The organism is Pseudomonas sp. AD21 (assembly GCF_002878485.1).
In the GTDB taxonomy this organism is placed as follows: Bacteria; Pseudomonadota; Gammaproteobacteria; order Pseudomonadales; family Pseudomonadaceae; genus Aquipseudomonas.
The window spans coordinates 1-7,165 of sequence record NZ_NQYG01000113.1; the positions used below are offsets into that span (position 1 = coordinate 1).

Here is a 7,165-nt window from a genome sequence, read left to right on the forward strand (position 1 = left end):
ACATCAATGCGGCGACCGAGCTGCTGGCTTCGCGGTGTCTGAACGAGCTGGTGCCGGTGAAGTTGCTGCCGAGTCTGTAAGTGCCTCATCGCCAGCCGGCCAGCTTCCACCATCGGTGGGAGTCAGCCTGCTGGCGATTCGATTTTTGCGTCGAATAAAAATAAATAAGGACGAAAAATGCAGCAGCCAGCAAAAGGTTTGAAACGCGGGCTCTCTGCCCGACATATTCGCTTCATGGCCCTGGGGTCGGCGATCGGTACCGGGCTGTTCTATGGTTCTGCCTCGGCCATCCAGATGGCCGGTCCCGCCGTTCTGCTCGCCTACCTGATCGGTGGCGCGGCGGTGTTCATGGTCATGCGCGCCCTTGGCGAGATGGCGGTGCACAACCCGGTCGCCGGTTCGTTCGGGCATTACGCAAGTACCTATCTGGGGCCCATGGCGGGCTTCATCCTCGGTTGGACCTACGCGTTTGAAATGGTCATCGTCGGCATGGCCGATGTGACGGCGTTCGGTATCTACATGGGCTTCTGGTTTCCGGAGGTTTCGCGCTGGATCTGGGTGCTGGGCATCGTGTCGGTGGTCGGCGGCCTGAACCTGTGCAACGTCAAAGTCTTCGGTGAAATGGAGTTCTGGCTGTCGTTGCTCAAGGTCGCGGCTATCGTCGCGATGATCCTCGGCGGCTTCGGCATCATGTTGTTCGGTATCAGCACGGCTCCCGGTCAGGCGACCGATATCAGCAACCTGTGGACCCAGGGCGGTTTCATGCCCAATGGCGTGGGCGGCCTGATCGCCTCGTTTGCGGTGGTGATGTTTGCCTTCGGTGGTATCGAAATCATCGGTGTGACCGCCGGTGAAGCCAAGGACCCGCACCGTGTGCTGCCCAAGGCGATCAACGCCGTGCCGCTGCGCATCCTGCTGTTCTATGTGCTGACGATGCTGGTGCTGATGTCGATCTTTCCGTGGCAACAGATCGGCAGCCAGGGCAGCCCGTTCGTGCAGATTTTTGACCATCTGGGTATCAGCTCGGCGGCCACCATTCTGAACATTGTGGTGATCTCGGCGGCGGTCTCGGCGATCAACAGCGACATCTTCGGTGCGGGGCGCATGATGTACGGTCTGGCTCAGCAAGGGCATGCACCCAAAGGCTTTGCTCAGCTGTCGCGCAATGGCGTGCCATGGCTGACGGTTATCGTGATGAGCTGCGCGCTGCTGTTGGGCGTGTTGCTGAACTACCTGATCCCGGAAAACGTGTTCCTGCTGATCGCCTCTATCGCGACCTTTGCCACGGTGTGGGTCTGGCTGATGATTCTGTTCACCCAGGTGGCCATGCGGCGTTCCATGAGTGCCGAGCAGGTCGCGCAGCTGAAGTTCCCGGTGCCGTTCTGGCCTTATGCACCGATGGCGGCCATTGCCTTCATGCTGTTCGTCTTCGGCGTGCTGGGTTACTTCCCGGACACCCAGGCAGCGCTGATCGTCGGCGTGGTCTGGATCGTGTTGCTGGTGCTGGCCTATCTGACATGGGTCAAACCGGCGGCCGCCCAGGCTGCCCGCGTGACCAGCGATCAGCCGGTTTCTCAGCCCTGATCTGACAGAAGGGACGTCCGCGATCTGCGCGCGTCCCTGCCACGCATCACTTCTTCGGGGCTTTGCTGCCGTTGGGGATGTGCAGGTAAGACATCACACTTTCGGTCAGTTCGGTCGCCAGTTTGACCGCTTCCTTGTTACGCGCCATCACCCCAGCGACCAGTCCTTCGATCAACGCCAGCATGGCGACATTGGAGCTGGTCAGCACCGGGTGATCGCAAGGCGCAAACAGCACATGCTCGGCAATACTGGTGAGCGGCGAGGCCGGTGAGTCGGTGATCGCCAGCACCGCCGCACCGCGTTCGTTGGCGAAGCGAGCGAGTTGCAGGGTGTCGAGGGAATAACGCGGCAGGGAAATCGCCAGCAACACGTCCTGATCCGTGATCGCGGCCAGTCGGTACGCGGCATTTTCGTTGCCGCCCTCCATGCTGATGGCGGTGGCATCTGCGCAGAACGGCATCAGCGTCGAGGCGGCGAGGCCGGCGAAGTAGACACTGTTGCCGAAGCCGAGGATGTAGATCTTGCGCGCGGTGGTCAGCCGGGTGACGAACGCTTCGAACGCGGCGGCGTCGTTATTGGTCGCCGTGGTGGACAGGTTACTGCTGGCGCTCTCGATCTGTTCATGCAGACCGAACGCTCCGCCCGGACGATGCGCCAGTTCATTGCGCAGCTTGTCGACCGGCGACACCATCTGCTGCAGCGTAGCCATCAACTCAGCCTTCATGCCCATGTAGCCACCGAGGTCCATCGCCTTTGCCAGACGGTTGACGGCGGCCGGAGAGGTCGATGTCTCGTGGGCCATTTCTTCGATGGTCAGCGTCGCGGCCTTGAGCGGATGTCGCAGGATGAAGTCAGCCACCTTGCGCAGCGACGGCGGCAGCTCGGCAACGATTTCCGCCAGTTTGCGCATGACCGGCGCGGCATAGACAGTGGTGTCTTTCGATGGGCTGGGCATATCCGGATCAACAGTTCCTGAAAGTGAGAGAAGGGCTGCGCCTGACAAGGTTGGCGGGAGTGTATCCGAAGCCAACCGTTGCAGGGCAAAGCCGAGCGCGCCGCCGGGCTTACTTCAGGCTCCCGGCCAGAAACTGCTGGAGGCGTTCGGACTGTGGATTGATCAGCACTTCACGCGGGTCGCCACGCTCTTCAACCAGGCCTTTGTGGAGGAACACCAGTTGATTGGAGACCTCGCGGGCGAAGCCCATTTCGTGGGTCACGACCACCATGGTGCGGCCTTCCTGGGCGAGGTCCTGCATGACCTTGAGCACTTCCCCCACCAGTTCGGGGTCGAGTGCCGAGGTCGGCTCGTCGAACAGCATCACCTCCGGTTCCATCGCCAGTGCGCGAGCAATCGCCACCCGCTGCTGCTCGCCCCCGGACATGTGGGCGGGCCAGGCATCCTTGCGATGCGCCACGCCGACTTTGTTCAAATAATGCTCGGCTTTTTCCCGGGCCTCTTTCTTGCCAACGCCCAGCACATGCACTGGCGCTTCCATGACGTTTTCCAGGGCGCTCATGTGCGACCACAGGTTGAAGTGCTGAAACACCATCGACAGCCGTGAGCGCATGCGTTGCAACTGCCGGGGTTCGGCTGCCTTGAGCCCGCCGAGTTTGTTGGTCACCAGTTTGAGCGGCTCGCCATTGAGCACAATGTTGCCGGCGTTCGGCTGCTCCAGCAGGTTGATGCAACGCAGGAAGGTGCTTTTGCCCGAGCCACTGGAGCCAATGATGCTGATCACATCACCGGCCTGGGCCTGCAGGGACACGCCCTTGAGTACCTGGTGGGCGCCGTAGCTTTTGTGCAGGTCCTGAATTTCAAGTTTGTACATGATTTGAACTCTCTGGCATCAGTCGCTGAGCAAGCGGCCTTGGCGAATAGGGGTGAAGCCGGCGACCTTGGCCAGCCACAGACCGGGCTGGGCAAAGCGCAGGCGTTCGCGGGCATAGAGCACGCCGTCGGTGCTGGCGCGCACGATGCTGTGGCGGTCGTTCAGCGGATCAAGGATTTCGAACAGCGGGTCGCCGATCTTGACCCGTGCGCCCACGGGTTGCAGGAAACTCACCACCCCCGGATGCGGCGCGTAAGCGTATTGCGCACCCGCAAACGGCATCGCCTGGCACTGACTGGGCGGCGCTGGCGGCCATTCACCACGGATCAGGCCCTGCTCGGCGAGGTAGCCAAGAATCGCCTGCGCGCTGGCGGTGCAGGGTTCGCGCTCGGTGTCGGCCATGCCGCGCAACTCGATGGTGGTGGCCGCGCAGGCGAGGGGAATATTGGCTTCGGGGAACAGCTCGGTCAGGCGTAGCCACGGGATCGCGCAAGCCTCGTCGAACGCACTGCCGCCGGCATCTTCGGCCAGCAGCGTGACCTCGGCGCCCAGGCGCGCCGCCAGTGAATGCAGGCGCGGCCAGTGTTGCGGCATGGTGTAGAGCAACATCACCGACTCGAAATCGCAGTGCAGATCCAGCACAACGTCGGCGTCACAGGCGTGTTGCAGCAACAGGCGACGCAGGCCATCGAGCTCCGAGGTCGGTGGCGGCATGTCGCCGAGGATGTCGATCAATGCACGGCGGATCAGCGCGACGTTGGCGTCGGCATCATCGCCCAGGCGACCTTCGAGCAGCGGTGCCACGGCTTCGGCCAACTCCGGGAAGTCACGATTGAAATTCTTGCCGCTGGCGAACTCGAAGCGACCTTGATGCGTGGCCTGGAACATCTGGGCGATGCCGATGGGGTTGGCCATCGGCACCAGTTCGATCACGCCGTTCAGGCGCCCCTGAGCTTCCAGTTCGAGCAGGCAACGCTTGAGCTCGACGGCCACGCGCATGCCCGGCAGCTCGTCAGCATGCAACGACGCCTGAATGTATGCCTTGCGTGGCCCGGCGCCAAAACGGAACACCGAGAGTGTCCGTTCAGTGCCCGAAGCGCTCCACGGCAACGGGTATTGAATTTTTTCCATGTCAGCTCCTTAGTGCTTGCGCGGTGCCAGATACGCCAGCCAGTGGCGCTCGGCCAGCTTGAACAGGCGCACCAGAATGAAAGTCAGGGCGAGGTAGACGAGGCCGGCGGTGATAAACGCTTCGAACGGCATATAGAACCGCGAGCTGACCGTGCGCGCCGCGCCAGTGATATCCACCAGCGTGACGATGGAGGCCAGGCTGGTGGTTTGCAGCATCATCAACACTTCGTTGCTGTACTGCGGCAATGCCCGGCGCAACGCTGACGGCAGCAGAATGCGCCGGTACAGGGTCAGGCGGGACATGCCCATCGCCCTGGCGGCTTCGATTTCGCCGTGGGCGGTGGACTTCAGGCTGCCCGCCAGCAACTCCGCGCTGTAGGCACTGGTATTGATGGCGAACGCCAGGCAGGCACAAAAAGTGGCGCTGGAGAGGTAAGGCCAGAGCACGCTGTGCCGCACCGCTTCGAACTGCGCCAGGCCGTAATAGATCAGGAACAGTTGCACCAGCATCGGTGTGCCGCGAATAACGTAGGTGTAAAGCCACGCCGGGAAGTTGATCAGCGGCGAGCGCGACACCCGCATCAGCGCCAGAGGCACCGCCAGGACCAGCCCCAGGCTCAGGGAAATGCACAGCACTTTGAGGGTCAACAAGGCGCCATTGAAATACAGCGGCAAGTTTTCCCAGATCAGGTTGTAGTCGAGAATCATGGGCAGGTTCTCCTCACAGTTCGGCGGCTTTGATGCCGACCGAATAGTGTTTTTCCAGTGCGCGCAGCACCAGCAGCGACAGGCTGGTGAGCATCAGGTACAGCGCCGCCACCGCAATGAAAAAGGTGAACGGCTCGTGGGTCGCGTCGGCGGCGTTCTTGGCCTTGAACATCATGTCCTGCAGGCCGATGACCGAAATCAGCGCGGTGGATTTGGTCAGCACCAGCCAGTTGTTGGTGAACCCCGGGATGGCGAAGCGAATCATCTGCGGCACCAGAATCCGCCAGAACACCTGAGTGCCGCGCATGCCGTAGGCCGCGCCAGCTTCCGCCTGGCCTTTGGGGATGGCCATGAAGGCGCCGCGAAAGGTTTCCGAGAGATAGGCGCCAAAAATGAAGCCCATGGTGCAGACGCCAGCGATGAACGGGTTGATGTCGATGTAGCGGGTGTAACCGCATGCCAGTGCGATGCGGTTCACCAGATCCTGGCCGCCATAGAAGATCAGCAAGATCAGCACCAGATCGGGAATGCCGCGAATCAGGGTGGTGTAGCCTTCCCCGAGCATGGCCAGCCATTTGAGCGGCGACAGGCGAAACGCCGCACCGATCAGGCCCAGGGCAATGGCCAGGGACATGGAGGTCAGGGCCAGGTTAATGGTCAGCCAGGCACCATCGAGAATGCTCGATCCGTAGCCGTGGAGCATGATGAAGTTCCTCAAGCGTGCGCCGCAAGGCGCGCAAGACAAGGCCGAAAGCGCCCGCAGCAGGCCGGCGCCGAGCGGAGGCGAAGGTTTATTCGCCGTAGATATCGAACGCGAAATACCGGGCCATCACTTGCTGGTACTTGCCGTTGGCGCGGATGGCGTCGATCGCCGCATTCAGGCGCGCAGCGTTGGCGACATCACCCTTGCGCACCGCAATCCCGGCACCGCGACCGAAGTATTTCGGGTCGTTGATGTCCGGTCCGGTCAGTGCAAAACCCTGTCCGGCCGATGTCTTGATGAAGCTTTCGTCGGTGTTGACGATGTCGGCGAGGGTGGCGTCCAGACGTCCCGAGGCGAGGTCGAGGAAGGCTTCGTTCTGTGAGCCGTAGCGCACCACGACGACACCGGCCTGTTCCAGTTGCTCGGTGGCAAACCGGTCATAGGTCGAGGAGCGTTGCACGCCGAGTTTCTTGCCCTTGAGGTCCACCAGCGGGTCGTTGATCACGCTGCCGGCCTTCATCGCGAACTTGCCCGGCGTGTGGTAGTACTTTTTGCTGAAGTCGACCGACTTCATCCGGTCTTCAGTGATCGACATCGACGACAGCACGGCGTCGATCTTGCGCACCTTGAGCGATGGGATCATGCCGTCGAACTCCTGAATGACCCACTCGCATTTGACCTTCATTTCCTCGCACAGGGCGTTGCCGATGTCGTAGTCGAACCCGCTGACATTGCCCTCAGGTGTCTTGAAAGAAAAGGGTGGGTAGGCGGCTTCGATACCGATACGCAGGCTGTCTTCATCGGCATGTGCCAAGAAGCTGAGCGCGCACAGCGCCAGAGCACCTAGAAGTTCTGTCTTGTTCATTTTGTTGACTCCTGGGAGGGCGTTAGGGAAACAGTTGCCCGCCATCCGCAGTGGCGCGCTGGATCATTCCTGTGATCGGCGAGGCTATAAATGACACGAAATAAATCATTCATCAATACAACTGAAAATAAAAATATCAATTCTGGATCGGCGGTCGTTCGCCAATACCCGACTCGGGGCGGGTGCTGCCTATAATGCGCAGCGGTGTTGCAGTGGTTCTGGCGCCGCGAGGCTGGATAGCATCACGCAAGAAATCGCAGCCATTGCCGCTAATGCCGATCAGTCAAGCGCAGATCCCCTGTGGGAGCGGGCTTGCTCGCGAAAGCGGTGGGGCAGTCAATATCA

Annotated in this window: 8 protein-coding genes; 2 read left to right on the forward strand and 6 right to left on the reverse strand. The window is 61.2% G+C overall.

Annotated elements, in window-relative coordinates; genetic code table 11:
* Nucleotides 1-202, forward strand: a 202-nt coding sequence (locus tag PseAD21_RS29915) for a hypothetical protein (RefSeq protein ID WP_218244992.1), incomplete at its 5' end; no start/stop codon positions are given.
* Nucleotides 178-1,584, forward strand: a complete 1,407-nt coding sequence (locus PseAD21_RS29015) for an amino acid permease (protein WP_102359130.1) — start codon at nucleotides 178-180, stop codon at nucleotides 1,582-1,584. The genes PseAD21_RS29915 and PseAD21_RS29015, both read left to right, overlap by 25 nt.
* 46 nt (nucleotides 1,585-1,630) lie before the next feature.
* On the opposite strand, the gene PseAD21_RS29020 is transcribed toward PseAD21_RS29015, so the two are convergent.
* The 6 genes from PseAD21_RS29020 to PseAD21_RS29045 all read right to left on the reverse strand — a co-directional run bounded on the left by PseAD21_RS29020 (nucleotide 1,631) and on the right by PseAD21_RS29045 (nucleotide 6,820).
* Nucleotides 1,631-2,539, reverse strand: a complete 909-nt coding sequence (locus tag PseAD21_RS29020) for a MurR/RpiR family transcriptional regulator (protein ID WP_102359131.1) — start codon at nucleotides 2,537-2,539, stop codon at nucleotides 1,631-1,633.
* Between the two features lie 109 nt (nucleotides 2,540-2,648).
* Nucleotides 2,649-3,413: an ABC transporter ATP-binding protein gene (locus tag PseAD21_RS29025; RefSeq protein WP_102359132.1), complete on the reverse strand. Its 765-nt coding sequence runs from the start codon at nucleotides 3,411-3,413 to the stop codon at nucleotides 2,649-2,651.
* Nucleotides 3,414-3,431: 18 nt separating this feature from the next.
* Nucleotides 3,432-4,544, reverse strand: coding sequence for a succinylglutamate desuccinylase/aspartoacylase family protein (locus tag PseAD21_RS29030; protein ID WP_102359133.1), 1,113 nt, complete (start codon nucleotides 4,542-4,544; stop codon nucleotides 3,432-3,434).
* Between the two features lie 9 nt (nucleotides 4,545-4,553).
* The gene (locus PseAD21_RS29035) at nucleotides 4,554-5,252 is read right to left on the reverse strand and encodes an ABC transporter permease (RefSeq protein WP_102359134.1); all 699 of its coding nucleotides are present in this window, start codon (nucleotides 5,250-5,252) and stop codon (nucleotides 4,554-4,556) included.
* A 13-nt stretch (nucleotides 5,253-5,265) separates the two neighbouring features.
* A complete protein-coding gene (locus PseAD21_RS29040; protein WP_102359135.1) occupies nucleotides 5,266-5,955 on the reverse strand; it encodes an ABC transporter permease in 690 nt (229 codons plus the stop codon).
* An 88-nt stretch (nucleotides 5,956-6,043) separates the two neighbouring features.
* Complete coding sequence (locus tag PseAD21_RS29045) at nucleotides 6,044-6,820, reverse strand: ABC transporter substrate-binding protein (protein WP_102359136.1); 777 nt, start codon at nucleotides 6,818-6,820, stop codon at nucleotides 6,044-6,046.
* Nucleotides 6,821-7,165: the final 345 nt, after the last annotated feature.